18 protein-coding genes and 4 pseudogenes are annotated in these 26,237 nt (G+C 50.3%); 4 read left to right on the top strand and 18 right to left on the bottom strand.

Annotation, left to right across the window (positions count from 1 at the left end; genetic code table 11):
* Window positions 1–2: 2 nt before the first annotated feature.
* From ACL2XP_RS09440 to ACL2XP_RS09410, 7 genes and pseudogenes are all read right to left on the bottom strand, one after another.
* On the bottom strand, window positions 3–1,421 hold the full coding sequence (locus tag ACL2XP_RS09440; protein ID WP_413738518.1) for a cytochrome P450: 1,419 nt from the start codon (window positions 1,419–1,421) through the stop codon (window positions 3–5).
* 10 nt (window positions 1,422–1,431) lie between these two features.
* Window positions 1,432–2,319 (bottom strand): 2OG-Fe(II) oxygenase family protein, encoded by an 888-nt coding sequence (locus tag ACL2XP_RS09435; protein ID WP_413738517.1) that lies wholly within the window; start codon window positions 2,317–2,319, stop codon window positions 1,432–1,434.
* A complete protein-coding gene (locus ACL2XP_RS09430) occupies window positions 2,312–3,286 on the bottom strand; it encodes a 2OG-Fe(II) oxygenase family protein (RefSeq protein WP_413738516.1) in 975 nt (324 codons plus the stop codon). The genes ACL2XP_RS09435 and ACL2XP_RS09430 overlap by 8 nt, the downstream gene beginning before the upstream one ends.
* A gap of 1 nt (window position 3,287) precedes the next feature.
* Entirely contained in the window at window positions 3,288–4,004 is a 717-nt protein-coding gene (locus tag ACL2XP_RS09425; protein WP_413738514.1) for a tRNA-dependent cyclodipeptide synthase, read from the bottom strand.
* A gap of 442 nt (window positions 4,005–4,446) precedes the next feature.
* Window positions 4,447–4,672: pseudogene (locus ACL2XP_RS09420) on the bottom strand (IS3 family transposase); the annotation flags it as partial.
* Between the two features lie 134 nt (window positions 4,673–4,806).
* A complete protein-coding gene (locus tag ACL2XP_RS09415) occupies window positions 4,807–5,079 on the bottom strand; it encodes a DUF1016 N-terminal domain-containing protein (protein WP_413739122.1) in 273 nt (90 codons plus the stop codon).
* A gap of 12 nt (window positions 5,080–5,091) precedes the next feature.
* The gene (locus tag ACL2XP_RS09410) at window positions 5,092–5,253 is read right to left on the bottom strand and encodes a hypothetical protein (RefSeq protein ID WP_413738513.1); all 162 of its coding nucleotides are present in this window, start codon (window positions 5,251–5,253) and stop codon (window positions 5,092–5,094) included.
* Window positions 5,254–6,226: 973 nt separating this feature from the next.
* Here ACL2XP_RS09410 and ACL2XP_RS09405 point away from each other — a divergent pair.
* Window positions 6,227–6,544, top strand: a pseudogene (locus tag ACL2XP_RS09405) (Arm DNA-binding domain-containing protein); the annotation flags it as partial.
* Between the two features lie 241 nt (window positions 6,545–6,785).
* Here ACL2XP_RS09405 and ACL2XP_RS09400 read toward each other — a convergent pair.
* On the bottom strand, window positions 6,786–8,381 hold the full coding sequence (locus tag ACL2XP_RS09400; RefSeq protein WP_413738512.1) for a nucleoside hydrolase-like domain-containing protein: 1,596 nt from the start codon (window positions 8,379–8,381) through the stop codon (window positions 6,786–6,788).
* A 522-nt stretch (window positions 8,382–8,903) separates the two neighbouring features.
* Between ACL2XP_RS09400 and ACL2XP_RS09395 the strand changes: the two genes are divergently transcribed.
* Window positions 8,904–9,713 (top strand): DeoR/GlpR family DNA-binding transcription regulator, encoded by an 810-nt coding sequence (locus ACL2XP_RS09395; protein WP_413738510.1) that lies wholly within the window; start codon window positions 8,904–8,906, stop codon window positions 9,711–9,713.
* A 426-nt stretch (window positions 9,714–10,139) separates the two neighbouring features.
* Here ACL2XP_RS09395 and ACL2XP_RS09390 read toward each other — a convergent pair whose 3' ends face one another.
* The 6 genes and pseudogenes from ACL2XP_RS09390 to licT form a co-directional block, all read right to left on the bottom strand.
* Window positions 10,140–11,684, bottom strand: a complete 1,545-nt coding sequence (locus tag ACL2XP_RS09390; protein WP_413738509.1) for a DUF1593 domain-containing protein — start codon at window positions 11,682–11,684, stop codon at window positions 10,140–10,142.
* Between the two features lie 385 nt (window positions 11,685–12,069).
* Window positions 12,070–13,476 (bottom strand): glycoside hydrolase family 30 protein, encoded by a 1,407-nt coding sequence (locus ACL2XP_RS09385; protein WP_413738508.1) that lies wholly within the window; start codon window positions 13,474–13,476, stop codon window positions 12,070–12,072.
* 13 nt (window positions 13,477–13,489) lie between these two features.
* Window positions 13,490–14,880, bottom strand: a pseudogene (locus tag ACL2XP_RS09380) (carbohydrate porin).
* A gap of 119 nt (window positions 14,881–14,999) precedes the next feature.
* Window positions 15,000–16,397 carry a glycoside hydrolase family 1 protein gene (locus ACL2XP_RS09375; protein WP_413738507.1) on the bottom strand — a complete coding sequence of 466 codons (1,398 nt, stop codon included), beginning with the start codon at window positions 16,395–16,397 and terminating at the stop codon, window positions 15,000–15,002.
* Between the two features lie 18 nt (window positions 16,398–16,415).
* Complete coding sequence (bglF, locus tag ACL2XP_RS09370; RefSeq protein WP_413738505.1) at window positions 16,416–18,305, bottom strand: PTS beta-glucoside transporter subunit IIABC; 1,890 nt, start codon at window positions 18,303–18,305, stop codon at window positions 16,416–16,418.
* 355 nt (window positions 18,306–18,660) lie between these two features.
* Window positions 18,661–19,503 carry a BglG family transcription antiterminator LicT gene (gene licT / locus ACL2XP_RS09365; protein WP_413738504.1) on the bottom strand — a complete coding sequence of 281 codons (843 nt, stop codon included), beginning with the start codon at window positions 19,501–19,503 and terminating at the stop codon, window positions 18,661–18,663.
* Window positions 19,504–19,799: 296 nt separating this feature from the next.
* Between licT and ACL2XP_RS09360 the strand changes: the two are divergent.
* Window positions 19,800–20,054 (top strand): annotated as a pseudogene (locus ACL2XP_RS09360) (transposase family protein); the annotation flags it as partial.
* 378 nt (window positions 20,055–20,432) lie between these two features.
* Window positions 20,433–20,627, top strand: a complete 195-nt coding sequence (locus tag ACL2XP_RS09355) for a hypothetical protein (RefSeq protein ID WP_413738502.1) — start codon at window positions 20,433–20,435, stop codon at window positions 20,625–20,627.
* Between the two features lie 134 nt (window positions 20,628–20,761).
* Here ACL2XP_RS09355 and ACL2XP_RS09350 read toward each other — a convergent pair whose 3' ends face one another.
* The 4 genes from ACL2XP_RS09350 to ACL2XP_RS09335 all read right to left on the bottom strand — a co-directional run bounded on the left by ACL2XP_RS09350 (window position 20,762) and on the right by ACL2XP_RS09335 (window position 25,992).
* Window positions 20,762–21,850: an ABC transporter ATP-binding protein gene (locus ACL2XP_RS09350; RefSeq protein WP_413738501.1), complete on the bottom strand. Its 1,089-nt coding sequence runs from the start codon at window positions 21,848–21,850 to the stop codon at window positions 20,762–20,764.
* 68 nt (window positions 21,851–21,918) lie between these two features.
* Entirely contained in the window at window positions 21,919–23,289 is a 1,371-nt protein-coding gene (locus tag ACL2XP_RS09345) for a hypothetical protein (protein WP_413738500.1), read from the bottom strand.
* Between the two features lie 14 nt (window positions 23,290–23,303).
* A complete protein-coding gene (locus ACL2XP_RS09340; RefSeq protein ID WP_413738499.1) occupies window positions 23,304–24,794 on the bottom strand; it encodes a M81 family metallopeptidase in 1,491 nt (496 codons plus the stop codon).
* A 34-nt stretch (window positions 24,795–24,828) separates the two neighbouring features.
* A complete protein-coding gene (locus ACL2XP_RS09335; RefSeq protein WP_413738498.1) occupies window positions 24,829–25,992 on the bottom strand; it encodes an ROK family transcriptional regulator in 1,164 nt (387 codons plus the stop codon).
* Window positions 25,993–26,237 lie beyond the last annotated feature (245 nt).

Below are 26,237 nucleotides of genomic sequence, written 5' to 3'. Positions count from 1 at the left end.
ATTTATACCGCCTCGTTAGTTTGATTTTTGATAACTATCCTTCCCGCAGATGTTGGTCGTGGCATGGCAAAGAAAGGCGCAAGATTGAGATCATAGTCAACGATGCTAAATTCATATTTTTTTATTATCAAAATAAGTAATACCGCTTGCTCGATTACAGAAAATATCCTGCCTGGACACTTTCGCCGGGAATCCTTAGTATTAATCATATTGAATGAATTTATTTCATAGTGTCCTTTGTTCAAAACAGACAATGGTGAGTCGTTCTTAAAAAGGTAAGAAATATTTTCGACATTGAAATTTCCCGGCTCAGAAAAATGATTACGATCTCTGTTGGCATAACGCCTGTCGAGCCAAAGAATCGTACCTTCAGGAATAATGATAATTTCATTATTTACTTCGATATTACAATCCTTCTTGACTTTCCTCCATAAAGCGGTCGGATTATTACCAGCAATCCTTATTGCTTCAAGAACCAGTGACATGGCATAATCTAAGTAATTGCTTTCGTTTTTTATTTTTTTTATCAGTTCAGTCTGATATTTTTTATTTTCATTTAAATAAAGCAATAGCCAAATAAAACTGAGTGATGTTGTATCGTACGATGCAATAATTATTGTCCCCAGCTCTTTTAACTCATCAGCGCTAAGGCGCTCTATATTCTCTTGGGTAAATTCATAACCGAGGACAGAGAACTGCGCTTTAATTACATTAGTTCTTAGCGCCTTTTCAATAGAGGAGAAATTTTTCCTCAGTATATCCTTTGTCATGTCGCAGATCATATCCGTGTTTTTTATTGCTTCATGGTTAACTTTACTTATCACTTCCGAAGCCAGCTCGAAAAAGCTTTTTGCGATTATGGAATATTTTTCATCAGATAAATAATCTGAAAGTGGTTTTTCATTCAAATCAAGCACACCAGGAAGATGACTATCAATATAAGAAATCAGCCCTGGTATAAAATCGTCGAGATTATGAATCTCATCTATATGTCTGCTTATAAAATGTTCAGCATTTTTTTCGATACTTTCGCTAAGAGAATGGACAAATCTGGCATTGCCAAAAACTCTCTCTACGACTGCCCTTTTTTTATTTCTTAGTGGTGTATCCGATTCCATTGCTCCGATAAAAGAACCAAATAACTCAGCATTGGCATTAATTGACGGCTCAAGGTCTATGTCATTCAATAATGGTATATTTTTACTCTGATAAAGTGCCATATTTTCATTTAACTGAAAAGAGCACAAGCCTCCATTCATATCAGCAAAACTGGCGATACCTGATTCTGTGAAATAGGCAGAAGCATCGCCACCATTTTTTATCGTGAAGGTACGAAATGCCTCGCCATGGCCGGTTTTTGAGCAAGGCCCAATATGGTGAGCAATCTTGTCATTAAGAGTTGTATCTCTGCCTGATTGCATTATTAATCCCTTATTTTAATATACCAAAGTCCCTGTAATCATCAGACCATGTGGTACTATTAAATGTTTCTAAGAATTTTTCTACCGATATAATTTTATTAGCCTGTCGTCCACACTTACTAACCTGGTAAAGCACTGCGTTCGCAGATGGATTAATAAATTCGGCAAAAGAAAATCGTTCCTCCCCCGACGTTCTTTTTTCACATTTTTTCACTCTATGCAGTACTGCACTGATGGGTATCGATAGTCTCTGCGTGAGTAACTCTAGCGCCCCACCGAAATTAATAATAAAATGATTTTTTATAATCTCAACCTCCAGCCATTGTCTATTGATATAAACCTCAAGTCCTGGCTCCTCACAATACAACACCGTAATGAAGCCAGTATCTTTATGTTCTGGCGCACCAAGTGAATCTATTTCACATCGGTAGTGATTTGCGGCGAACCACTTTACTCCGGAGTTGATGTTATCTGAGATATCATCAGTCACAATGGACCATAGTTTCTGATCAATTCCCACATAAGTTAATATATAAATCAGTATTTTTCTTGCGATATTATGCATTGCTTCGCACATTATATTGACTTCTTTAGGAAAAAATGTTTCTCGCCCATGTTGATCAATAAGTATATGTTCGGTTTGATAGCCTTTTCTTGGAAAAAAAATTTTACTATTTTCTTTAAAACCACAATAACTTTTCGGAGCAGGAATAGTATCTGTTTCCTTCGGCAAATAGAAAGACATTGCCAATTCAATGCCCGGTTTAATGTCCATTCTGTGAGGAATTTGCAAACAGAAGCATCCGTCAGATAGGGCTCTTTTTCTTTCTTCTGTGGAAGAGAATATCAATTCATTTTCGCTGAGTGACGCACTTGTCAATCTATATAGATTACCCATTCATTTCTCCTTCTGCAGGAGGGAGAGTACCATCATAAATCTCATGATCGTTAGCGTTAATCAGCGTTCTGGAGTTACATAACTTATCCACTCCCTGCGCTGATGAATAGCGATAGATACCCGCATCCCGACCTTCCATACAATTACTAGAGGTAAAATGTCCAAAACTGGATCTATCTTTTAGTTGATGCCTTACTCTGTGGAGAATAGATTTTACCGGCATAGCACAGTCGCAGGTGAGTATTTCCATGGATAGTCCAAAATTAATAATTAAATATCCAGGCAAAGGCAGTACTTTTTCCCATTTATCTGAATTATTGATTTCAAGCCCTTCTTCTTTGTTATACAAAATAGTTAAAAAACCATCATCTTTATGAGATGCCAAACCTAACCCCTCTTCTTCTGGGCGATAATGATTAAATGTAAAATGGTAAGAGCCACTGCATGCCGAACAACCACCCGTAACCTTCTCCCACTCATCGGCGGGAATGTCGGTTTTTCTTAACACGCTGTCGATGATGATTTTGCTGAGAATGGTGAAATTTTCACCTGCTTGCAGGATGACATCAGGATAGATTTCCTTCCAGTACCTTCTTTCCAGCAAGAACTGTTCTATTTGGTTTGTTCTTTGATGGAAACCGAGCAAAGGATCGTTGAATCTGACTGAATTTATCTTTCTGTAACCGCCATAATGATGTTCTTCTCTTTCTTTATAGAAATTATCCGAAAAAATCTCACATTCACTAACATTGATCCAATCTGGAATTTTAAGATAAAAAAGTCCATCCACCAGCGCCTGAGAAAAGATGTCTTCGTTTTTGAAAACAAGTTCTCCATCTACAATTTTTGCCCGGTGAATATTCGAAAAAGAGTCAACTTCGCGTTGATCTATTCTCTTATTATATATATCGCTATATATATAACCTGTCTTTATTTTATCGCACTGTGGCGCAGGGATATGTTTCATATTATCTCCTTTTTACATTAAGAGATACTACTGTGAGATTTTCCAGCTCATATAAAACCCCTGGAAACTTTCCATCTGCGATTTCAGCCAGAGAACTGAATGTTCCGGGGTAAATCATAATATTACTGCCGTTCTTTACCATGCAGGCGAAAATCGCAAACTCTTCGAGGAAGTATTGTGTTGACATGTTAAGTTTTCTTTTTTTGTCCTCTTCGCTTAACACACCCCAGTCTTTTTTATGGTACCTGACGCTAAATTCTTCGACAGACTTTCTGAAAGCAGAATTTATACTGTGATAGCTACATAGTTTTTCATAGTACTCATGGTATTGCGTGCAGCTCTGTAGTTGATGACATGTAACAAAGGAAAAGTTTGTATTGCATTCGTATTGTGATAAAATTTCTTTTGTTCTTTCTATAAACTGTTGGCCAAGGTCTATGGCCATGTTTATTGCGTCTTCCGATGCAATATCCATTTGTGTTTGCAGGGTAATACGATGGATGCTATCACCAATAAGCAGTTCACATTGATTAAAGCGCGCTGATATCCATTTTAACATCGCCCCTATTCTTTCAGCCTGAAAATTTTTATTTTCTAAGCTAACGCCAAGGAAGCATCGTTCCTCTTTCTCTAAAAGGACTCTCTTTCTTTCCGGAAAAACAAAAGCTGTTTTTGCTCTGAACCTTTTCGGACTAGTGACGGTTTCAATGGTGGCCATTATGCTCCCCTGCCGTATGAGATTTTAAACGAAATGATTTGATGGTTTATAGTCAAAATGTTAATAAGATCGGTATCTTGTTAATTGACATTAATAAAACAGCAACCATGAGAAATCATTTTTTATTTTTCTGCCTCCATAAAATTGTCTAAATTAAAAAAATCGCAAACTATTTCCCTTTGGTGATGTTATGTCCTTTTTTGAGTATAAGTAAACTAGTAAAATTGCTAGTTGACATCTTTTAGTAATTTAGCGCAGGTACGAGCAGGCCATTAGGAATCGAGTCTCACATATCATCGGAAAGTTGTAAAATAGATGTGAGAACGAAGAATTATATGATTATATTTTTACAGGTTATATACTATATATTTTTAACATAAGACCCTCATCTTTCCGTCAATTATTTAAGGATTGCTGCTCAAATCCAGCCGGCGACATCTGATCACTCAAGCCAGCCATGCCGCCGCTTACTGTTAAAAAACATTTCAATGTAATCAGAAATATCGCTACGAGCTTCTTCCCGCGTCCCCTAGATCTTTTTTTTAACCGCTCACGCTTCAGCACTGAAAAAAACTTTCTGCGACCGCATTGTCGTGACAGTTACCACATCCGCTCATGCTATCTTCCAGGCCGTGTGATTTCAGGAACCACGGCCACTCATGGCTTGTGTGTACTGGTTACCCTGGTTCACAGTCAGCCCTAGGAAATCGAAACGGTATGGGTCTGTCAGTGATTCACGAGCTAGGTCAGACTGCGCCTAAGGCAGGCTGACATCGAAGTTAGTTACTGCGGTGCCGCTACGCTACAACAAGCGACTTTCAATTTGCATTACCAGTGCATTACGTGACCAGCTATGCTCAATAGACTTGAAGGCATACCAGCGGCGATTTTCAGGGCAGTTAAATTTGTCCAATAGGGCCAGTTGGTGATACCAGGACAATTGTGCAAACACCGCTTGCACAAATTCTGAATCCGGCCACGCTTCGGCAAAAGCGCGCATGTACTTGTGGTTACGCGGTGAAAAGCCCTTCATTTGGGGTAAAGCTGTGCGTAAATCATGCGCCGGCCGTTCAATGACTTTGGCACCTCAGCCCAGCTCAGCCTGCCGTGCAAGGATATTCCGGCCTATCTGCCAATACAGGCCCACCAGTTCCCGGTTGACCACCAGTGCGGCACGCTGCTGGGCGTTATGGATACGACACTTCAGGTCGGCCAGCCATGCGGCGTAGCCGCTGGGTACTGGAGTCAAAGAAGCAGGGAGCTCCTGCGTCATACCGTCACCTCCGTGTCGGGTTAGTCAACCTGCACCGGCAATTTGCCGGTGCAGGTCTTGCATTAGGCCAAGTTTTTAGTTATGAAGCTTCGCAACGCGAGCTTGTTCTCTGTTTAGTTTTGCTTGCAACAAGTTAAGCCGGAAACTTGCGCGTTGTTGCTCATCAAATAGGGGCTTGGCAAGTTTCACCGAACCGAAGTCCGCAAGCTAATTTTTGGCTGTGTAATTTCCGCTGTGATTGCAGCTACTTGGCGCATCACCCTGTCTTGGTTGATTCCGTCTAAGCGTCGCTTCATGACGGATGATATTGGTTGCACAAAAAATTGCTATCAATTGTATCAGCCTGACAACACTATGACGAGGGCACGATTAGGCAGATTTCTACTTAAAACGACTTGGCCTTTTGTTCGATCAGCGCCTGAATGACAAATTTTTGGGCTGGTCTCATATCCGCAGGCATTTCGTGCCCTCACGATGAAGCCTGTTCGAAAGCAGCTGGACTGACGCCGCCGAACTGACTGATGTGAAGAGTCCTGTTTTAGAGTTGTTCAATTCAACCAAAAAAAAGCCTTATTTCCTAATCCCCCTCTTGTCGTACCACTACCGTATCGCCATAGTTTTATTTGGTGGTCATTCTGGTGGTCTTGACAGAACGGAAATTTTAATTTAGCCTACTTATCATGCAATTACTGGCAAAGGCGATCCCAGTCAGAGGAGCCAATTTCTGTTCTGTGGATGTCTACTGACGTCCACAGGTCATTGAAAAAAGGATGAAAACTATCCTTCTCTGCTCCAGCGACGTCCACTGAAATCCACCTGTATCCGGTACTTTTAAGTCCATTTTTAAGTCCATCGGAAATGCGGGTGAGTTTGATTCCGGATTGTTGCTAGATGACTCTACGATTGGAAACCAAAATCCAGCTCTGACCAGAAATCAGGAGCGACGTTCATGGCACTTTCCGATACCGCAGTCCGCCGGGCCAAAGCGACCGGCAACGCCTATACCCTCTCCGATGATGCCGGCCTTTCGCTTGCTGTTTCACCCAAGGGAGGGAAAACCTGGCACTTCCGCTATTACTGGGGAGGAAAACAAAAGCGAATTTCCCTGGGTTGCTATCCCAGCGTCACACTCCGCGAAGCAAGACAATCAAGAGATCAAGCGTCGGCCCTGTTGGCGAAAGGCATTAATCCGCGGACTGCCCGTGAGCAGCAACGTTATGCCACCTTGCTGGCTTCTGAGAACAGCTTTGATACCGTATTCAGGGAATGTATCGCGGAACACCCCATCAACAAGATCAAAGATCTTCTGCCGTGGAACCTCGCAATACCTACTGAATAAGCGTCAATACGGCCCAGAGTTGACGCTTACTTATCTAATGCAATATTTCTGATTAAATCAAAATCCATCACCGTAATCAGGTGGATGATAATCAAGCCTCCGTTATCGGCAATCTGTAGTTTATCGAAGAAAAGGCTAAGCCTTTCCTTCGACCGACGTTTTTACAATATCATTTGTTCCCTACTGTGGCGATTAGCCTTGCATAACGGGTTATCGGTATTTGCGCACGGTCCTGAACTTCAAGGATCATGTGGATTGTTTGTCCAGGCCGGGCATCCGTCGGAATCAGGAATGAGGTATCCAGGGCCGATGGCCGGGCAATATCAACAATATTAGGGTAGGTGCCGGCCTCTTGATACTGCCACCAATGAACCACAAGTTTATTATTGTCGGGATCCGATGCTATCCCGTTGAGAGGGACCTTCTCTCCCGGCTGCACGACAATCTCCGTTTTGCCATCGGCGATACTGACCACCGGCGGATGATTGGCATCCTTATAGGAGACCGTCTGCCATTGCGAGCGCGCCGCCAGCTCCTGCTGCAGCGCGGGGATAAAACGTGCGGTGGGATACGCCACATCGTAAGATTCAGGATATGGGCTGACATCACGCACACGGGAAGCCTCGAGGCCATAGCGGCGATCGTCGAACTTCCAGCTCTTATCCGTGATGTAGGAGGGGAAATCGGACCAGCGATGTTCAGTCACTTTTGCAAAGCGACCACCCCACCCGCCATAGGTCGGATCTTTCCAGCTGTTCAAACCGTTGCTGAGGAGATAAAAATAGCTGGGCGAGTCGCCCTCGGAAAGAAAAGATTCCGTATCAGGATAACCGGCAGAGCCAAGCGCCAGCCTGTCAGCTGAAACAGGGTAGCTCGACATCAGCGGACCGGTACGCAGCCGATGAATAAATTCCGGCGAGAAGTAGGCGTCTTCAATTACATCGGGCACGCGCGGCAAACCGCGAATACCGGCGGTCCGATACGTGTAATAAGCCACGGTCCAGAACTGATCGCGATTAACGATGATGTCGAGGTCGGGCCAATGGGGGTCGATATAGTCTTTATATACCTCGTCCTGATCGAGAATCACATATAAACGAACCTTTGCTGTCACATGGCGATAAATTTCATCCCATTTATCGGTGCCTTTATATTCATCCTCGATGGACCGCAGCGCGGCGGCAATGGTGTTGGTACCACCCCAAACCTGCAGAAACAGCGGCCGTGGATCGTTATCGAGCATTGCTTGCTTGATGAAATTAGACCCTTCCGAGTCCTTTTTCATCTCCCCGCGATAGGTAACGTTGCCTACCTTGATAAGACTGAGCATATGCTCGACAGAAGGAAATTTTGGGTCATGGAGCTTGAGATTGTTGACGACCGCCGCATAGCCGCCCCCTTTTCCCCATTTTCCCGTGCCGTTGATAATTTGCTGAAAGACGTCGCTGCCCGCCCAATCCTTGGCCGGGATGGGGGGATTAGCGTTGGGATCCCCCGCCCAATGGAACGTTGAGCTGGAATAAATCACCGCTTCCAGGCTGTCAGACATATCGTTCATATGGAGAAGCAGCCGATGAAATGATGCGACATCATCGATTTCGGCATCACTCGTAACGATGGTGCGAAATGGTGACTCGGCTGCATATACATTTGTGATACCTGTCAGATAAACACCACAAGCCAGTACCGCAGAGATTATCAGCAGAGAGATTTTTTTTATGAGCTTAACGAAACATACCCCAGAGGCAGAGAGTAGTGTAGACATAAATTCCCCTTATATAAATGAGTCTGACAAAGCAGAATCAAGCAGGCCGAGAGAAAGCATAAAAGAGATCATTTCCAACAGGTCAGTCCTGGCCTGGGTGTTCCTTTACGGACGTATCGACGAATCTTCCGCGTAACGCCCTGGAGTCTGTAAACATCTGCTTGACCACAGCCTAACATCATCGCTTTACCCGTCTATCACGTCTGTTCTAAACGCTTGGCGGTCATAACGCTTTCGAAAGAAAATTATATATTATCGTTTTATACCATTATGAGGCCGAGATCGAATTTCTAACAAAAATCATACATTTTAAAATGTACATATTATTCAATATATTATGATTTTTCACGCAAAATAATCAAGATTAAATTTTTGATAATAAGGATATTTTATCTGGATAAGGTAAATTTATTTTCATTCGAAAATTAAAAAGAAAAACACAGAAACTCGCTTTACATTACGCTCAACGTTATGATTTGCCTGGGAGCCGCGGGAATGAGAATACCGACAGGAGTACCATGATTGAAAAGCAAAAATGAGCAGTGGGCTAATATGCAGCATCGTCGCAATAAAATACTGGAAATGATAAAAGAAGACGGTACTGTGATGGTGAAAATGCTCACCGACACTTTCAATTTGACAGAAGCAACCATCCGCTCGGACCTCCGCGCGTTGCAACAGCAAGGCTATGTACAACGCTACCACGGGGGAGCGACGTTGCTTGATGGCAAACAGAACACCAATGCTTTACTGCTGGCGCGCCAAACCCAGCTCGACGAAAAAGCCGCTATCGGGCAATTGGCTGCCAGTTTTATCGAGCCGGGCGACACCATTATTCTCGACTCAGGCACCACCACCACATCCATAGCCAACAATCTGAGCCATATTAAAAGGCTGTCGGTTATTACCACTGCCGTCAATATTGCCCTGCAACTCGGTGGGGAACCGGGGGTGAATATCCAATTGGCGGGGGGAACCTTTAAATTTCCCACCCTATCCACCTCCGGCGAGAGAGCCGCGAGCTTTTTCGATAATATGCTGGCTGAAAAACTATTCCTGGCCACCGCATGTATTTCATCCCGCGTGGGGCTCAGCTATCCCAGCGAAACGGATATCAAAGTTAAAACGGCGATGATCAATTCGGCCAATACCGTTTATGTGGTGGCGGACTCCACTAAAATCGATAAAGTGTCGATGTTCGCCCTGCCTTGTGAATGGCGGAAATTGCGATATCTAATCACCGATAGCGGAATTACTCCCGCAGCAAAAGCGGCATTTGAAGCCTTGGGCGTCACGGTACTGGTGGCAAAAACACCAAGCGCCGAAAGATAGGCCGTCAGCCTTAGGTAGCAAGACGCCGGACATACCCAAGCACTGGCTCGTGCTCAATGGCACCTTGATGATGAGCGGTCATTCCTTTTGCAAAGGCTACATCAGGGTTGGACGACATCATTCCCGCCATCATGCCATCATATTGTCATTCATACTTTGCATCCCAGACATATACTCTTGCGCTGCTGGCGACATTGAAGCCTTATTGTCCATTTTCATACTTTGGTCGGCGGACAAAACTGCCACATGAGACATCAACGCCGCCACCAAAATCATTAACTTTTTATATAAGTGCTCGCGATATTTCCTTCAAAAGGCCACAATTCAATAAACAAATCGTGGCATTATAATGAAAAGTTGGTGGCGCGGCTAAGACAAAAATCATTATTCCCGCGCCCTGCCTGGCCCAAGCCAGTGTTACCCGGGCTATTGATTGACGGTAATGATCACCCGCCGATACGACGTCAGCGATGGCAGTCCATCATCCTGTACGGCTAAAATAATATGCTCGACCCCGGATTTTTGCGGCGTCACGGTGACCTTCCCCGCGCTATGTCCGCTCAGGTCCAGCACCGGCCGAGCGTTGAGCGACTCTTCCCCCGGTTTACCCTGAACCTCATCGATAGTTACCTGTTTTGAGGTTGCCGAACCGGCTTCGGGATAGGCTATCCATTGATAGCTCAGCTTATTGCCGTCCGGGTCTGTGGTGCCCTGTACATCCAGCACTACGGCGTTGCCGACGTGGGCGGTAAGGTAGATGGTGTCTTTGCCCGGTTGGTTATTCACAACCACCACCGGGTTATGGTTGGCATGGGCAAAATCTTTAATGGTCCAGTCCATACGAGCGGCGAAATCGTGCTGGTATGCTTCCCGCCAACGCCAAATGGTAGCCTGGTTGGAAGTATAACTTTTACCGTCGGCGCCGATGACCGTATCCGCCGCATTGGGATTCCCGGGGAAAAAGTCGCCGCCGCTGGTCCAGACCGGGCGGGTTTCGCCATGGGGTTGGCGCAGGATATAACGTCCGCCCCACCCCCCCCAGCCCGGATTCGTTTCGCTGTCCAGCCCATTGCGTATCAATCCCAGGTATGACGGCGTATCCCCTTCCATAATAAACATATACTGCGGATAGCCTTTGCCCATCGGTCCTTTGCTGCGAATATTGCGGTCCAGCCAACTGTTGGCCACAGTGGTAAAATCAGCGCCGGGCGCGTTACGGTAGTACTTGTCGCCGCTGATGCCGGTCCAGGTGGCACGGGCGTAATCTTCGCCATTTTGGGTGGAGGGATCAACGATATAGGTAATGGCCGGAAAGTTATTACGTATCCAGATGCCCGCATCATCCTGATCGGAAATCGAGTACACAATGAGATGTCCGGTCAGTGTTTCGACTTCGGCGGCGCTGTGCCCGGCTTTCAAATCTGTCAGCGCCTGCGCCAGCGTATTAGCGCCGCCCCACAGGCTGATATACAGTGGCCGATCGGCCGAAACGCTGTTCTCAATCGAACGCAGCAGCAAATCCGAACCAGGGGTGGATTTACCTTTACCCACCGCGGCCATGCCGTAATGGCCTTGCCCGGAAGCCACGATGCCCTTTAGCACTGAGGCGGTGGGAAACGCGGGGTCATGGCGCAGCAAATTAGGCTGCACTTCGGCATAATGACCCAGCACCAGATTGATGATATCCGGATGGACAATATCTCTTTGCCAGGTGGAGGTGGTGGCCACCAGTCCTTCAATGTTCATTTCGTTTGAATAGAGCAGAAAGCGGGTCATGGACATTTGATCATCGGGTTCATTACCGATATCGGTTAATACAAAAACACGAGGCCTGGCTTGGAAGGGGACTGTTTTACCGGCTAATGAGGTAACATCCGGCGCGGCAAAGCTATAGGCCGGGATAGCCAATGCCAAAACGGGCAATAATGTCATGGTGCCAACGATGCGATTTAACCGCGGTTTTTTCAACATATTTTTCTCCTTGGTCAGTGACATATTCTCAGAATATCAGTTGCTCACAACATCAATTGAATAAATATTCACTTATGATTTATTATTTTACCTGTAACAATAGAAGTTTAAAAAATGGAGTACAGCTTTATGAGTGGTAAAAGTGATGTCATTCACAAAAGCCGCTCATAATGAATTTAACACCCACGCAATCACCGAAACCGCACCCATTGACGCCAGTACATAAGGTAATAACCTACCCTGCCATCACATCGCGACGTTAATAGTGCCAATATCGAAGATGCTGGCACCGTCGAGAGAATAGCGTCGATACCCACAGCAAATTCAATACTGAACTGTTTACCGGCGTAGCCTTATTCCTGTCTCGTTGAGATGAGCTCTGTGCCTAGAGATTTATTACCAGGCTATTCATGGTCAGCATCGGCATTTTTACCCTTATCATTTTATCGCCTAGTGTTATGCGCATTTGCTTCTCGGAATAGCTCGGGTTAGCCAACACAAGCACAATACTATTGTCCGTATTAATAAAGGCCAGTGCGTCTTCATCGTTTTTCATGTTCAGCAAATGCGCTTTCGGCCTGACCAATGCGCTGACATGTTTCAAGACATAATATTCAAAGTTATAACTCACTTTGCCATACATCCGGTCTACGGATATCAAGGAATTCTGCTTCCAACCCCATGAACTGTTGCCTGAAGAGTCAAGAACCATGTTCCAGTAATAATACTGGCTCGCCCCGGCCTCCAGGTATTTTTTTATCAGGTTAAAAGTATAGAATCCAGCAAACAGATCATTTGAGCCATTGCCGCATTCTGATTCAGTTTGAATCAATTTTGTACCTGGGTAACGTTTCCTAGTCTCCTCAATGGCATATTTCCCATCCCACTGATAGCCGACGCCGCCAAGCTTACCCCGTAATGCCTTATCTTCCAGGACAGGTTTTGCATAGCTTTCATAGTCGCCATAATTAATCGTGCCTAGCCACGCGGTCGCAGGGAGTTTATCCTTTTCAAATTGAGGGATCAGATAATCACGCAAAAAATCGCGCATTTGCAGGCCCGTCCATGTGCTAGAGGGAAAATCCTGGCAGGCGGCCGGTTCATTTTGTAGATGAACCGCACTGATATTGATGCCTTTTTCTTGATATGCCTGGACAAATTTAGAGAGATATAACGCATAGGCCTGCTCTATCTTCGGTTCCCACACGAGGTGAGCACGACCTTCCGAACCTCGGCAGCCATAGTAATTATTGGCTTTCATCCATGCCGGCGGTGTCCAGGGCGAAGCAAAAAACTGCATGTCCGGCTGGTAAGCAAGAGCTGCCTTGATAAAGGGAATAAGATATTTTTCGTCCCGGGCGATTGAAAAATGCTTCATTTCATAATCAGCGGGATGGTCATCTAATGAATAGTAATCCATCGAAAAATCATTCGCGCCGATAGGTATGCGGCCCAACGTGAGATTCAAACCGTTATGGCTAGCAAATAACGACGTTAATACCTTTGCGTGTTCAGTTTGCGACAGGCCGGAAAGCGCATCCCAGCCTTTTTCATTAAACGCCGCGCCAAAGCCATCAATTTCCTGCAGCATATCTTTTTGATTAATGCTCAGCACCCGATAATCGCTGTTATCAAACTTCTCCAACGCCGGAGAGTTCATGGCTTTCCATTCAATGACCGTATTGGTGTGCTTATCATAACCGGACTGAAACCATTCTATTGTGGCGGCATGGGAAGCCAGCGTGGCCAGCCCTGACATTACAGCCGCCATGATGCAGATATATTTGCGCATATGTTTCCCAGGGTTAAAAAGTCACGACGGTTTTCAGGCCCAGGACCCATGCTTCCTGGGTCTCACTCAACCCGCCCGGGCGATGCCAGTACTGCACATCCGGCTGCAGTTCAAGCCACGACCTGACTTTGACGCGATAATAAAGTTCGGCATTGACGGAATGTCCGGGCAACGGGCTGTACAGAGGATTGCCATAATCATCCACATCGTTCAGTTGGTTCCGGTAGCCCTGGTTGCGGCGGTAATCATCACTGTATTTGAGATAGGCCACGCCTAATCCTAACCAATCCTCCGGACGGGCATCGAACGGCCCGCGATAACGCACCGACGCCGCGGTGGAATAATGCATATAGTTACACGCTGATCCGCCAGGCCGAGGCTCCAGGACAGGCTCATGCCGCGATTGGCGTCATCCACCAGCCGGGTTACCTGCTGATTAAAGCCGGTGTACATAAACCAGGTGCGGTCATATTCTCGATAGCCGTCAGGATCTGACGCACCCGCGCCACCTGATTTGCCGGTATACAAAGCCTGCTGCGGCGCGTTGGTGAACAAGATGCCAAGGTTATAGATCCCCGGCAGGTCGTTAACATGGGTTTTCAGTTCTGCTTCCACCGGCAACAAGATCCCCTTGCTGCCTTTGGTGGACCAACTCCAGGCGTGACTACGTGCGGAAGCATCGGGGTTTTGTTCCAATATGCCGGTTTTTAACGTCAATTCGGGAGTGAGCTGATATTGAAACGTGGTGCCCCAATAATGAACATTCCAGTTGGACCAGGTCATGGAACTGGCGGATTTACCGCCGCACAGGCTTAACAGTTGAAAGTCGCAGGGAATAATTTGATCGAAATCCTGATTTTTATTCATCATACCGATACGCCAATGCAATCGTCGGTCGTCAAAACTGCGGCCAAAGGTCAGCCAGCCCAGACGGGTAATGGATTGCCCGCCCCAGCTTTCCTGAGATAAGTCGTTATAACTCACCCGATTGTCCTGCAAACGATCGGTGGTCAGATTGCTATTATGATTACGATTAACGATATTACCTTCAATGGCGGCATCGGGAATACCGGTCAGGGCTTCTAGATCCTGAGTAAACGTCAGTGAAAACTGGTCGATATAGGCAGCCTTGTCATCATGGTCATAGCCGCCGCCGGCGTTATAGGCTAATTGACTGAGATAACCTAAACGATAATGGAATCCACGGTCCTCAAGAATCGGCCGAATACCCAGCATATCCCCAAGCAAACCTTCCGTTGGCGCTTCAAATCCTAACACCGTGCCGTTCCATTTCCCGTCTGGTATTTCCGCGGCTTGTGTCACGGCGGCAAACAGCGCCGAAACAATACAAAGGTACCGAACCCATTTATTGGATTCTGAGGTATTATAAATTAAATTAATCATTATTTTCCCCATTTATTTTTTTATTTAGTTCAGGCGATAAAATGCCCCATGGGCAATATCGCCATGTTTTAATCACGCGGCTTAAAAATTAAACCGCGAAAATAATCATTAAGAGATAATTAAGACTTTAGCGTTCCGCCATGACTTTTAATGACATCGGCATACCAGTAGAAACTTTTTTTACGCCGGCGTTCGAGAGTGCCGTTGCCCGCATCGTCTCGATCCACATAAATAAAACCGTAGCGTTTGGAAAATTCCGCTTTCGACGCACTGACCAAGTCAATGGGCCCCCAACTGGTGTAGCCCATCACCTCGACGCCATCCTTAATCGCCTCCCCTGCCTGCACCAAGTGATCGTTGAGATAGCGGATGCGATAGTCATCGTTAATGCTACCGTCTGCCTCCACCGTATCCCTGGCTCCCAGGCCGTTCTCCACGATAAACAGCGGTTTCTGGTAGCGGTCGTACAGTTCGTTCATCAATACACGCAATCCCACCGGGTCGATTTGCCATCCCCAGTCCGAACTGGCCAGATGCGGGTTCGGCACCATATTGAGGATATTACCGCGCGCCTGGTTATTCAGCTGTTGATCGGTGGTCACGCAGCCGGTCATATAATAACTGAAAGAGATAAAATCCACCGTTTGTTTTAAATCTGTCTGGTCTTCCGCGGTAATCGTCAACCGTATATTCTGGTCCTTGAAATAACGCGTCATATAAGCGGGATAAGCTCCACGCGCCTGCACATCGCCGAAAAACAGCCATTCACGGTTTTGCTGTAAGGTTTCCAGCATATCTTCCGGTTTGCACGACAGGGGATACAGCAGGCCACCCAGCAGCATATTGCCGATTTTCCCATCGGGGATAATCTCATGACAGGCCTTGACCGCCCGGGCGCTGGCCACCAGTTGATGGTGGATGGCCTGGTAGATGGCCTGGCGCGAACTGCCTTCGGGCAGGCCGACGCCGGTGAAGGGCGCATGCAATGACATATTGATTTCGTTGAATGTAAGCCAATGCTTCACCTTGTGCCGGTAGCGCTGGAATACCGTACGGGCGTAACGTTCAAAACAGTCGATGGTGTCCCGGCTGCCCCAGCCGCCATGGTTCTTGACCAAACCATAAGGCATCTCGTAATGGGATAGGGTAATCAGCGGGGTGATCCGGTACTTGGCCATCTCATCAAACACGCGGTCATAAAACGCCAGCCCGGCTTCATTCGGCTGTTCTTCGTCCCCCTGAGGGAAAATGCGCGTCCAGGCGATGGACGTGCGCAGGCAGCGAAAGCCCATCTCGGCAAACAGTTTGATATCCTCGGGGTAGCGATGATAAAAATCGATCGCCACATCCTTGATGCCGCTGTCTCCGTCATGGCGTTCCACCACCCCGCCGAAAATGCCCTGCGGCTGCAAATCGGAGGTGGACAAGCCTTTGCCGTCGGTCAGATAGGCGCCTTCCACCTGGTTGGCCGCGACCGCGCCGCCCCATAAAAAATGCTCTGGAAAAATCGTGCTCATATTTTTTCTCCTGAAAATTTACCGTACCAGCGTCAGCAACGGCTGTTGTTCCCGAATGGTATTTCCGGCGGTGGCCGGCAGCACATCCATATAGTCTTCACTGTTGGTGATAATGACCAGCGTAGTGAGGTCATAACCTGCGGCGGTAATGGCAGGCGCGTCAAACTCCACCAGCAGATCGCCCTGGCTAACCCGATCGCCGGTGTCGATATGGGCGTTAAAATACTGTCCGTCCAGCTTGACGGTATCGATTCCCACGTGGATCAGCACTTCGACGCCCTCATCGGATAACAGCCCGATGGCGTGATGGGTTTTGAACAGCGACGCCACTATGCCGTTTACCGGCGATACTACCCGCATGCCAGAGGGCAGGATGCCTACGCCCTTCCCCATCAAGCCGCTGGCGAAGGTGGCATCCTTGACGTCAGCCAGCAGGCATACCTCGCCCGCCAGCGGGCTGGCGACATTCAGTCGGCGCCCCAGCGCATCCGCAACTGGCGCCTGCGACGGCACTTCGGCCGCTGCTACGGGCGCGGCCGGTTCTCTTTTAATGCCGAACAGCCAGGTGCTAACCAGCGCGAAAATAAAAGCGACCATGGTGCCGACGATCCCTGCCCAAACGGTGTTATCCATGCCGGTAGGCGGGATGATCTGGGCAAAGGTAAAGATGCTGGGAAAACCGAAGGAGTAGATGGTGGTATGGAAATAACCGAATACCGCGGCGCCCATGCCGCCGCCGATACAGCCAAAGATAAAAGGCCGACGCAGCGGCAGGGTGACACCGTACACTGCCGGTTCGGTGATGCCGAAAACCGCCGAAGAAAACGCCGAACCGGAAATCGCCTTAAGTTTGTTGTCACGGGTCCGCAGCATAACGCCCAACGCCGCCCCGGCTTGCGCCAGCACCGGTGCCACCAGCATCGGCAACATGGTATCGTGGCCCATTACGCTGAGATTATTGATCATCAGCGGCACCAGCCCCCAGTGCAGACCGAATATTACGAACACCTGCCATAATCCGCCCATCAGCAGCCCGGCCAGGACGGAATTAAACCCGTAAACCGCCTGGTATCCTGCGGCCAGCAGATGACTAAGCCAGGTGGCCGCCGGACCGATAAGCAAAAAGGTCAGCGGTACGGTAATACAGATGCACAGCAGTGGCGTAAAGAAATTACGGATATTACTGTGCAAGATGGCATTAAGCGGTTTTTCCAACCGGCTGGATACCCAGGCGGAAAATACAATCGGGATAACCGAGGACGAATAATTAATAAAGGTAATAGGCAATCCCAGGAAATAAAGCGACTGATGGCCGGCCAATTGCATGCTATCAAACGCGGCAATCATCGACGGATGCACCAGCGTGCCGCCGATAACCATGGTCACAAAGGGGTTGCCGCCGAATTTCTTCCCGGCGGTATAACCCAAAAATACCGGGAAGAAATAAAATAATGCATCGCTGGCAGCATACAATAATTTGTAGGTGCCGTGAGCCTCCGTCAGCCAGCCGCATACCAGGCTCAAGGCCAGAAATCCTTTTAATATCCCCGAAGCAATCATAATACTGACTATGGGTGTGAAAATACCTGAAATCAGATCCATGAAACGGGCGGCAATATTTTCCTTTTTGGCTTCCGTCTGGGCGGAGGCGGTATTTTCATCCATCCCCGCCACCTGGAGCACATCTTTATATACCTCACCGACATGATTACCCACGACCACCTGGAACTGGCCGCCGCTTTCCACCACCATAATAATGCCAGGATTATTTTTCAGTCCGGCAACATTGGCTTTTTCATTGTTTTTCAGCTTAAATCGCAAGCGTGTCGCGCAATGCACCACGCTATTGATATTGCCGCGCCCGCCTACACCTTCAATGATCTCACTGGCTAATGCTTCATATTTCATTGCCTATCCTTAACCCACGGTAACCACACAGGTAATTCCGGGCGGCACGCCGGCCCGACGCTGTTTTCAGAGCAAAAAAAAACCTAAATCGCTTTTTTCATGTCCAGATTCGGGACAGAAAAAACTGATTTAGGTTTTGCCTGCATTGCCCATTAAGGGGCGGCAGTAACAATCCTGGTACCGGCTACATAAACGTCATTATTACTAACGTATCCTTACTGACTATCTTGATAAAATAAGGTTCCTCACCTGGTGGATAGTATGTGTTTTTTCAAACACCGCTTCAATCACTTTCTATGAATTAGAAAAAATGTGTGATGAAGATCAACTTTTTTCGGTTACACCCGCTATGCGCTCATCCCTCCAGCAATTCAGTGCGCACCCGCTCGATATGAATGGTGAGAAACATCATCTCTTCCTTGGTCAGAGAATATTGATATTGATGTTCAATATGCGCCTGTATTTTTTCAGCACAGTGGTAGGAGAGGATATATTTTTCTTTTACCACATCATGCAGGGATTCATCATCGTTATGGACGATGTTTTGCCCCAGTAAACGCTGTGCAAAAAATTTAAGATGCGTGACAAAACGGTGGTAGCTGAGCGCCTTTTCGTTGTAGTCGATGTTAAGCTGATATTTAACAATAGTTAAAATTTCCTGCATGATGCGGGTAATATGCATGACCTGCGGCATTTCACTGTCAAGTTGGGCATTGACCAGGTGCAGCGCAATAAATCCCGCCTCGTCCTCCGGCAGCCGGATACCGAGCCGCTGTTCGATAATCACCAGCGCCTCCATACCCACGGCGAATTCATTTTGATACAGGCGCTTTATTTCCCATAGCAGCACATTGCGAATATCTATCCCTTGCTTGTGGCGCTCAATGGCAAAGTGGCAGTGATCGGTCAACGAGATATAGATACTGTCCTGCAACTTGCCGGGCAACCGTTGCTTAGCCAGGGTAATAATGTTATCTGCAGCGCACATCACCTCCACCGGGATCGCCGCCAGCAGTTCGGTGAGCCTCGAAGTCAATTCACCGCTTTTCAGCGCGAAGACTTTCTCAATCAATACCGGATCCAGTCTGTCGCCTACCCGCTTTTTAAAACCAAGACCACGCCCCATCACTACCTGTTCGTTGTGATGTTCATCAAAGCTTAGGACCACATTATTGTTAAGTATCTTGGAAATCTTCATTTTCCCGGCTCTAAAAATAAAAAACCAGATATCCGAACAATCGCGGAGATCTGGTTTTGCCTGCTTTTGCAGTAACAATCCAATTATTCAGTCAACATATCATTTGTACTTCGCATCACAATATCCCGCAACCAAAAACGTGAGCTGTAGCGTAAAAAATCCATACCAAACCGCCGACCCACTCATTTTTGTCGCCATCGGTGCAAAAGTGGGTCTTCCGCAACTTGGGTGGTGGGAAAGGAATGAAACTTTTTAGTTAACAAGGATCTAAGTTGTTTTAAGTTAGGGACAACTCAATGGCTTCATCCAAGTCTCTATTGCAACTGCCTCGCGGATGGCAGCCAATCCGACAAATCATTAGCCCGGGCGGGCTGACCATCAACCTTCGTGCCACAGGTAAAACAGCGAATTGCCCTGAATGCCTTAAGCGCGGCAGTTCCATACCCATACATAGTTATCGCCGGCGCCGTATACAACACCTTCCATGCTCAGGCCAGACCTTATATCTGATCCTTGCAATCCGCTACTGGTACTGTCGTAATCCATCATGCCCGCATAACATGTGTGATTGATAAATCAGCGTTCCCCTATTAATAGTTGAGCGCCGACATGGTTTAAGAAATCATTATCGACAGGTCTCGATCGGTTAAAGAAGACAATAATACGTTTCACCACATTGTATGTTTTCCCGATCAGAATAGCAGCGACCGGAATGGGCTTCCTTGCAACAAATAGCCCGCATAGAGTAACTTCAATCACGCGGGTCTTACCCTGGTCGCCATTCGGCTAATAGCCCTGCGTAGTTGGCAAACGCTCTCTGCCAGCAGATACCTAAGATACACTCTAACGAGCGTTAAAAGATGCAAAATAGCCTCGATAGCGCCATACCCTGCTCAACCATTCTCTAGGCGTGGAGGTTTCAATCGACAATGGATATCTATGATCGGTGTTATCAGCAACTCAAACAGACCGGTCAGCAGGCCTGGACCGGCGAGGGTTATGAGCGTGCCTGGCGAAAACTGACCGCTACCCTGCAATCATTGAAGGATGACCAAGTGTTGCCGGCCACAATTCCCTTAGACTGGCGGCTCATGGTGAGTTCAAAAACAAAAACGATACGTTAAGCTTAGATTTGATAGGTCACTTTCTTGACACGCCACCTTCATTAGTGAGGCGCAATACAGCGCCCATTCCGCTGGTTGCAATGTAACCAATATCCCCTCGCCAGCGCCCTGTGACTAACATAAGTGGCACACATTTACGACGTCACACGTCGTCCGCTCTCAGGTTCAAACAGATGGATCTTGTCCAGGCGAGGATAGAGTTTTAGTGTCTCCCCGGGGACGCCGCTGAAACTGGCGTCCAGCCGCACGCAGTAGTCCTCGCCGTAATGGCGGAAATACACCAGGGTTTCCTGACCGAGCGGCTCCACCACATCCACGATCACCGGCAGGCAGGCCTTGTCGTCGCCGCTCAGGGCCCAGTGCTCGGGGCGGATGCCCACAGTAAGAGGGCGACCGGCAAGCGAGCCCGCCGGAAAACGCGCCGGCGGCAGCGGCAACGTGATATCACCGGCGAGCGTTAGACCGAGCGTGCCGTCGCCGGCGGTCAGCGTGGCCGGAAAGAAGTTCATCGCCGGCGAACCGATAAAACCGGCCACAAAGCGGGTATCGGGAAAATGATACAGTTGCTGCGGCGGACCGGACTGCTCAATGCGGCCGCCGTTCATCACTACGACGATATCCGCCAGGGTCATGGCCTCGGTTTGATCGTGGGTGACATAAATGGTGGTAGTGGGCATGGCCTGGTGCAGCCGCTTGATTTCGGTGCGCATCCGCACCCGCAGGCTGGCGTCCAGATTGGACAGCGGCTCGTCAAACAGGAACAACGCCGGATTACGCACCATCGCCCGTCCCATCGCCACCCGCTGGCGCTGGCCGCCGGACATGCTGCGCGGTTTGCGATCGAGCAGGGTTTCAATATTCAGCAGGGCGGCGATGTCGGCGATACGCCGGGCGATTTCCGGCTCGGGAAGACGCCGCTGCTTCAGGCCGAAAGCAATATTCTGCCGTACCGTCATATGGGGATAAAGCGCGTAATTCTGGAACACCATGGCGATATCACGTTCCCCGGGCGGCAGTTGGTTAACCACCCGGTCGCCGATGCGGATCTCCCCTGAGCTTATCTCCTCCAGCCCGGCAATCATCCTGAGCGTAGTGGACTTGCCGCAGCCGGAAGGCCCCACCAGTACCACAAAAGCGTTGTCGGGAATGTTCAGGCTGATGCCTCGCACGGCGTGATAGTCCTCATAATACTTTGCTACCTGGTGGAGCGACACGTTCGCCATAAAAACCGTTTCCGCATAGTCGTTTCGTTTCACTACGCCGGCCCGTTCTCGGGTCGGCAGAGACAAGCTTATTCACATACCAGCAATTGGTCGGCGGCCAGCCAGCATGGCGGCAGGCACAGCGGCGTATTGGACAGGGGCAGCGCCGAAGGCCGCAGGCCGACGCCCAGTTCTTGCTGCATAAAGCGGCGCCGCGCCTCGATGCGCCGCCAGACGTCGGGATAAGCCTGGCTAAGCTCAAGACGCAGATCGGCATCTGCGAAGGTGACCGCATCCTCGCAGTTAAGCGCCCAACCGTCGGCCACCGGTGTCGGGATCACATCCACCTGGAACGGCATGCCGGAACGGATGCGCTCCGTCGATCCCGGCCGCACCGGGGTGTTGACCCATTCATCATGGCCCACCAGATGACCGGGGTTCAGCGCTGGCCTCAGACCTCCCTGTGCCAGCGCGTCGGTGACGCGCCCGAATAGCTCGCCGCCGCTTACGCCGATATCCGCAGCGTCATACCAGGTCAGCAATCCGTTGAAGTAGGCTTTGGCGATGTCGGTAAACCGGGCGTTTTCGGTGGCCAGCAGGCCGGCGCGGGACGACAGACCGCCCCAGTAACTCACCGCGGTGGTCACGCCATCGCCCTCGGCCAGCCGCCGTCCGCCGGGACTTGCCAGCCCCACCACCGGGCCTTCGCCGGGACGGCTGGAGGAGAACATCATGTGGGTGTTCATTACCTCGCCAGCGTACCCCATGCGCGCGGCCGCGGCCAGTTCGCTCTCCCCGGGGCGCGCACCGGTGACGATGCGCCACACCGCGGCCGACGCCCGGGCCGCGCCCCACTCCTGAGCGGCTATCTGGTGTACGTCTACCACCGCCCGCAGGCCGGTTTCAGGATGCATCAGCACCCGCGTGGCATCAGTCAGCGCCTGGGCATCGCCCAGCACCGCCCGCAACGCGTCCACTACCAGTGCCGAGGCGTGGAACGTGGGCAGCGGTCCCTGCCATTCTTCCGCCAGCAGGTATTTCCAACCCACCAGCCCGGCGCTTTGGCCCGCCGCCATGCCGGCCTGACGCAGCACCGCAACCAGATCCGGCCGCTGGGTGCGATCCTGGCCCAGCAGGCTCATGGTCTGGCTCAGCAACACCTCTATCTTGCTCAAGCCGGCGCGCGGCACATAGCTTAGGCTTTCGTTGCCAGTGATAACGATGCGCCGCCCGCCGGGACCTAGCAATAACAGCGCTTCCTCAAAACGCGGCTCGAATCCGGACAGGAAGGCGATATTAGCCAGATGTTCACGATCGGCATACACAACCAGCCAATCGCGGCCGGCAGCATGCCAGGCCTGCCGGCACCGTATCTCATAAATCGCCGGAGGGATAGCCGGCGCCGTTTCCGGCACGCCAAAATCCGGTGGGACGACAGAACGTAGACTCAGTTTACGCATAGGGGACGGCCTCCTCAGACCGGTGTAGTATAAGTATTGGCGACGGCAAACCACTGCCCTTCGGGATCCAGCGGCCAGGACGGGCGCGGCACTTGGCTGAACGGCAACCGGCGCACGTCAAGATTGGCGGCGCCGTCGCTCATCAGCAGAATATGGCGGGCGACGATGTCCTCCAGTTGCGGATGCAGGTAGCCCAGCTTAACCACATAGACCTGGTGAGCCAGGGGATCAATGCCCATCATCGTGAAATGGGCCGGCGTGGTGATGCCAATGGACGCGGCATGGAACGTCGCCAGCACACGGCCGATGCGCACCCGCGCCCAGGCGGCGCTTTCCCGCAGATACGGCTGGAAACCGTCGGGACGCAGCTCGTCGTCCACCGCCTCCACCACCGCGCTGACCCGCCGGGCGGTTGGCGGAGCCGAGCGGTGTTCCTCCCCCAGCGTCAATTGGACGGTGGCCCCGACCCCCGCCTGATGGCATTGGCGCACAATGCCAGGAGCGGTGATACCCGCGACCACCGCATCGGTAAGCGCGGGTTCGTCCAGCACCGCCTGCAACACGGTGGTCAAATCGCCATAAGCGCCGGCGGTGGTATTGTCGCCGGAATCAGACAAAAACAGCGGATGTTCGCGCGCCGCCGCGGCGCGCCTGAGCCCTTGCGCGACGTCCGCGCTTTCCATACGCAGGATAAAATCCCGTCGGCGCGCCCAGATGTCCTCGGCCAGTTGCTGCGCCAGCCGGGTGGCCAGCGCCAGATCCTCTTCAGCCGTCACGTAGGCGGTCATGCCTGCCCAGGGACGGTCGTTCCAGGCGAAACCGATCAGGATATTGGCGTCCATAATGCCCGGCAGTGCGTTGATTTCCGGCAGGCGGGCATAGAGTTCCTTGCCGGGGCTGGCGGTGGTCACCGACTGTTCGCCGGGGATCAGCATCGGAATACGCACGGCGGCGATTCTAGGCCGCCGCCCGGTGCGCAGGATCTGCATCAGTTGATGCGCGGCGCGATAACCGGTTTCCTGATCGTCGCGATGCGGCGCGGTGCGCAGGGCGCTGATGGCGTTCACTACCGTCAGCATGCGCGGTGTAATATGGCCGTGCAGATCCAGTGCCACTGTGATGACGGCGCGCGCGCCGACCGCATCCCGCACCGCCACGGCGAAATCCGTATCGGCATGGCAATCCAGGCCTTGTACTTCCATGGCGCCGTGGTTCGCCAGCACCACGCCGTCCAACGGTCCGGCGTTACGCAGGCCCAGCAGGCATTCCGCTTTGACCTGTTGATAAATCCCTGCGGTAAATCCGCCGCCGGGCAACGCGGTAGCCCACAGAATCGGCACGATTTCCACATCTTCCTCTTCGCGCAGACGCTGTTCTATGCCGCGCACCAGCCACAATCCGGCATCCAGCATCTCCGGCCCGCGCCGGATCTCCATGGTGTCGGTGAGCACCGGCGAGCGCAGCAACGCTTCGTAAGAGATACCCAGTACAGCAATGCGTTTCATGAATCCTGTTTCCTTTTGGTAAGAAGTGACAGTGTCAGCCAAACAAGGCTTCGGGGGCATCAAGGCTGGTAAAACCCTCCAGCGCCAGCGCCACCCCGCCCAGCGGCACCGAACCGGTGCTGAGGCGAGAAATGATGATATCCACTTGGGAAAGCGCCGCCGGCAGGGCATTTTCGCTGAGCGAACGCCGCACGCCGGCTTCCAGCCAGGGCCACAGTCGCGCCAGCGTACCGCTCAATACCACTGCCGGTGGGTTAAGCGCATTGATCAGGTTCGACAGCACCAGGCCGACATAACCTCCTGACTCATCCAGCAACCCCAGCACCCCGCGCTGGCCGGCGACCGCGGCCGCCTGTAAATCCGTTAACGACGCGATGCCCGGCGCGCTATGCCCGGCGCGCTCCAGCAGCACGCCTTGCGCTACGTAGGCGGCCAGGCACCCCATTGCGCCGCAATTGCAGGGCCGGCCGTTGGCGATGACTTTTTGGTGGCCCAGTTCGCCGGCAAAGCCTGATTTGCCGCGATAGACCCGGCCGTCCATAAACAGGCCGCCGCCAATGCCCTCGCCGCCCTCAATCAGCAGAAAGTCGTCGATGCCGATACAGTCGCCAAACAAATGTTCGGCCAGGGTGGCGGCGTTGGTATCGTTATCCGCCTGGACCGGCACCGGCAGATAAGGCGCCAGCAATTCGGCCACGTTCACATCGCGCCAGCCCAGGTTAGGCGAAAACGCCAATCCCCCCCCCATACCCACCAGGCCGGGCAGGCATACGCCAACGCTGCGGATGTCAGCGACCGGCTGAGGCTGTCCTTGCAGCATGACCGCCACACCTTCGGTCAGCAGCGGACCCAACACTCCGGGGTCGGCGGGCAAGGGTCCCCGCCAACTGTCAAGCGGCTGGCCGTCCAGGGTGGCCAGCACCAGCACCAGTTGTTCAAATTCCAGATGTACGCCCAGCAGGAAACCGCTGTTCAGGGAAATGCGCAGGCTCTCCTGGGGACGACCCCGCGTGCCGCGCGGCTGCCCTTGCGCGCGTTCAACCAGTCCCGTCGCCTCGAAGCGCTTAATAATCACTGACACGGTGGATTTATCGCACCCCGTCAGAGCGCATAGCTCGCGCTGAGAAATATTAGGGTGGGCGCGCAGTGCGTGAAATACCTGAGACGCGTGGAACTGACGCAGATAAGTAGGATTCATGGATCTCGCTGCATGGCATTTAAATTGATTATCAAACAAAATAAGAAACCCTTGCCGGTAAGTCAATATGCAAGGACATCACCGATTGTCACCCACCATCATCAATAACTACAATTAAGCGTTAAATCAGTATTTAACACTATTGAAGAAGGTAAATTACCGAGTAACAATCCAATAGTGGCTAATAAAAAATCGCGCGCGCCTTGCATTAACCAGTAATAAGCAAACGCTATGACCCGTCAATT

It is taken from the genome of Sodalis sp. RH21 (genome assembly GCF_047324175.1).
GTDB lineage: Bacteria > Pseudomonadota > Gammaproteobacteria > Enterobacterales > Enterobacteriaceae > Acerihabitans.
This window is presented reverse-complemented; position numbering and strand designations above follow the sequence as displayed.

Coding starts and splice junctions, on each gene's coding strand:
- ACL2XP_RS09440 (WP_413738518.1), bottom strand. CDS start 1,421: ATGCAATCAGGCAGAGATACAACTCTTAATGACAAGATTGCTCACCAT.
- ACL2XP_RS09435 (WP_413738517.1), bottom strand. CDS start 2,319: ATGGGTAATCTATATAGATTGACAAGTGCGTCACTCAGCGAAAATGAA.
- ACL2XP_RS09430 (WP_413738516.1), bottom strand. CDS start 3,286: ATGAAACATATCCCTGCGCCACAGTGCGATAAAATAAAGACAGGTTAT.
- ACL2XP_RS09425 (WP_413738514.1), bottom strand. CDS start 4,004: ATGGCCACCATTGAAACCGTCACTAGTCCGAAAAGGTTCAGAGCAAAA.
- ACL2XP_RS09400 (WP_413738512.1), bottom strand. CDS start 8,381: ATGTCTACACTACTCTCTGCCTCTGGGGTATGTTTCGTTAAGCTCATA.
- ACL2XP_RS09390 (WP_413738509.1), bottom strand. CDS start 11,684: ATGTTGAAAAAACCGCGGTTAAATCGCATCGTTGGCACCATGACATTA.
- ACL2XP_RS09385 (WP_413738508.1), bottom strand. CDS start 13,476: ATGCGCAAATATATCTGCATCATGGCGGCTGTAATGTCAGGGCTGGCC.
- ACL2XP_RS09375 (WP_413738507.1), bottom strand. CDS start 16,397: ATGAGCACGATTTTTCCAGAGCATTTTTTATGGGGCGGCGCGGTCGCG.
- bglF (WP_413738505.1), bottom strand. CDS start 18,305: ATGAAATATGAAGCATTAGCCAGTGAGATCATTGAAGGTGTAGGCGGG.
- licT (WP_413738504.1), bottom strand. CDS start 19,503: ATGAAGATTTCCAAGATACTTAACAATAATGTGGTCCTAAGCTTTGAT.
- ACL2XP_RS09355 (WP_413738502.1), top strand. CDS start 20,433: ATGGATATCTATGATCGGTGTTATCAGCAACTCAAACAGACCGGTCAG.
- ACL2XP_RS09350 (WP_413738501.1), bottom strand. CDS start 21,850: ATGGCGAACGTGTCGCTCCACCAGGTAGCAAAGTATTATGAGGACTAT.
- ACL2XP_RS09345 (WP_413738500.1), bottom strand. CDS start 23,289: ATGCGTAAACTGAGTCTACGTTCTGTCGTCCCACCGGATTTTGGCGTG.
- ACL2XP_RS09340 (WP_413738499.1), bottom strand. CDS start 24,794: ATGAAACGCATTGCTGTACTGGGTATCTCTTACGAAGCGTTGCTGCGC.
- ACL2XP_RS09335 (WP_413738498.1), bottom strand. CDS start 25,992: ATGAATCCTACTTATCTGCGTCAGTTCCACGCGTCTCAGGTATTTCAC.